At 62.3% G+C, this 2,225-nt stretch carries 4 protein-coding genes; 2 read left to right on the forward strand and 2 right to left on the reverse strand.

The annotated features are described in order from the left end of the window. Both EN991_RS33100 and EN991_RS33105 read left to right on the forward strand, forming a co-directional pair. Positions 1-343 (forward strand): flagellar biosynthetic protein FliR (locus tag EN991_RS33100; RefSeq protein WP_206519298.1); only part of this gene is annotated, 343 nt, incomplete at its 5' end. Between the two features lie 2 nt (positions 344-345). After that, complete coding sequence (locus EN991_RS33105) at positions 346-729, forward strand: hypothetical protein (RefSeq protein WP_013529767.1); 384 nt, start codon at positions 346-348, stop codon at positions 727-729. 185 nt (positions 730-914) lie between these two features. On the opposite strand, the gene EN991_RS33110 is transcribed toward EN991_RS33105, so the two are convergent. Both EN991_RS33110 and EN991_RS33115 read right to left on the reverse strand, forming a co-directional pair. Beyond that, complete coding sequence (locus tag EN991_RS33110; RefSeq protein WP_013529766.1) at positions 915-1,610, reverse strand: response regulator transcription factor; 696 nt, start codon at positions 1,608-1,610, stop codon at positions 915-917. After that, positions 1,607-2,225, reverse strand: a 619-nt coding sequence (locus EN991_RS33115; protein WP_164769555.1) for a sensor histidine kinase, incomplete at its 5' end; no start/stop codon positions are given. The genes EN991_RS33110 and EN991_RS33115, both read right to left, overlap by 4 nt.

Genomic DNA, 2,225 nt, shown 5'->3' on the forward strand with positions numbered 1-2,225 from the left:
CGTCTTCGATTTCGACCACGAGATACTACGCGCGCTGGTTTCCTCCTACACGGTCGCGCCGGTCAACATCTTCTTCAACCCGCAGGCAGCCCTCGTCGATGTCACCGACACGGTGTCGGACACCTTCTTCCTGGTCATCCGCCTCGGCAGCCCGTTCGTCGCCTATGCCATTCTCGTCAATCTGACGATCGGCTTCGTCAACAAGCTGACCCCGCAGATCCCGATCTATTTCATCTCCCAGCCCTTCATCATCGCCGGCGGCATGATCATCTTCTATTTCGCCGTCGGCACCATGCTGTCGCTGTTCGTCGACGGCTTCGTCGACCTGACGCTGGCGAGATGACCATGAGCACGCGCAAGGACCGCCTCAAGAAACTGGTCAAGGTGCAGGAACAGCTGAAGGCGCTGCACGAAACCCGCCACGCCACCTTCCTTGCCGCGGCCAGTGCCGCCGAGGCTGAAGCCAGGGAACTGGTCGGCCATTTCGACCAGCCCGATTCGCTTTCCGCCCTGTTCCCCGATCTCTACCACCGCCGCATCGCCCAAGCGGTCGTGCGCCAGGAGGCGAACCTGGCAAGCGCGAAGCAAGAAGCCGGCCTCATCGCCGCCGCGACCGCCCGCACCAACATGGTTGAGCGTGCCTACAAGGACGTGCGCAACCGCGACGAGCGCGAACGCTCCGACCGCGAGCGGCTCGACATCATCGCGCAGAAGCAGGGCGAGGAGTAAGCTGAGGGTGTTCCGCTATGGGCCAACGGTGAGCGTCATTGACCAGGTTGCGAATGGCGGCAATCTCGGTCTTAGGGGCGGGCATGGTGGCTTCCTGAGAGCGGACATTGCAGGCTGCACATCGAGGTCCTGCCGCGCCATGACCAGTCGATGCTTCGGTCTGGAAGCAGCCGTTGAGCAGACGTTCATTGCACGGCGGCGGCTGCGGTGAAGATGTAGCCAACGCCATAGACGACCTTGATCGGCGCGGGCAAGCTGATGTGCTCCTCCAGTTTGCGGCGTAGCCGGCTGACGACTGCGTCGAGATGCCTGTTGTCGAAGTTCGACCTGGGACGGGCGACAAGCTCCACCAGATCCTCGCGCTGGCAGATTTCGCCGCTACGGTTGCAGAGCACGTTCATGAAGGCGAACTCGGCCGCCGTCAGTTTAAGCGAACGGTGATTGGGCGCGATCAGCATCCAGTTCGTGCCGTCCAGCACCCACCGATCGCTGCTGCCGTTGGCAGAGTCGGGCGGGGCTCCCGTCCGTCGCAGCAGGCTGCGAATTGCGGCGTCGATCTCGCGCAGCGTGCTGTGCTTGACCAGGTAGATGTCGGCGCCGCTCTCAAAGCCACGGATACGGTCGTCGCTGTCACCGAGTGCCGTCAGCATGATGATGCCGCAGGCATGTGATTTGCGGATTTCGGTTGCCAGATCGAACCCGTTCCCATCGGGCAGCCCGACATCGAGGATGATGACAGCGGGCGAGCTGCCGTTGGCCAGCGTCTGGCGCAATTCCCCTGCCGTGGCGACGCCTTCGGCCGTGAAGCCCGTCAGTTCCAGGAAATCCGCCAGATCCTTGCGCAGCCGGGGCTCGTCCTCGACGATCAGAATATGCGTCATGCGGTCAGTTCCTCGGGCGAAAGTCGATCCGTTGCCTCGCCTGCCAGAGGCAGGCTGACGATGGACGTAATGCCCTGGTCGTCGTTGGCGAGCAACTGCAGCTTGCCGCCGTGATAGGCCAGCAATTTGCGCGAAGAATAGAGGCCGAGACCGGTTCCGGTTCCCGCCATCGTATTGGAGGCCCGGAAAAAGCGCCTGCCGATCTTGTGAAGCTCGGCCTGTGGAATGCCGATGCCACGGTCACGCACCCGAATGACCGCACTTCGACCTTCGCTGCGCACATCGATATCCACTGGCTGGTCCTCCGACGAATATTTGAGCGCATTGTCGATGAGGTTGATCAGGCCGGTCGCCAGCATCTCGGGATCGGCGACAAGCGAAACGGCGTCGTCATCCGCCGTAAAGATCAGGCGCTCGCCGCGCCCGGTCATCCCGAAATGCAGCCGCACATCGGCAATAAGCAAACCGACGCGTATCATCTCCGGCTGAAACCCGCTGTCGCGATCATTGGCCATGAAGCGGTCGATCAGGGAAAACAGGCGATCGAGCGCCTCGCCAATACCGGCAATCCGTTCTCGTGTCGCTTCGGGCGACTTGTGGCCGACAAGGCCGATC

The organism is Mesorhizobium sp. M7A.F.Ca.US.005.03.2.1, from assembly GCF_003997795.1.
GTDB lineage: Bacteria > Pseudomonadota > Alphaproteobacteria > Rhizobiales > Rhizobiaceae > Mesorhizobium > Mesorhizobium ciceri.

Coding starts and splice junctions, on each gene's coding strand:
- EN991_RS33105 (WP_013529767.1), top strand. CDS start 346: ATGAGCACGCGCAAGGACCGCCTCAAGAAACTGGTCAAGGTGCAGGAA.
- EN991_RS33110 (WP_013529766.1), bottom strand. CDS start 1,610: ATGACGCATATTCTGATCGTCGAGGACGAGCCCCGGCTGCGCAAGGAT.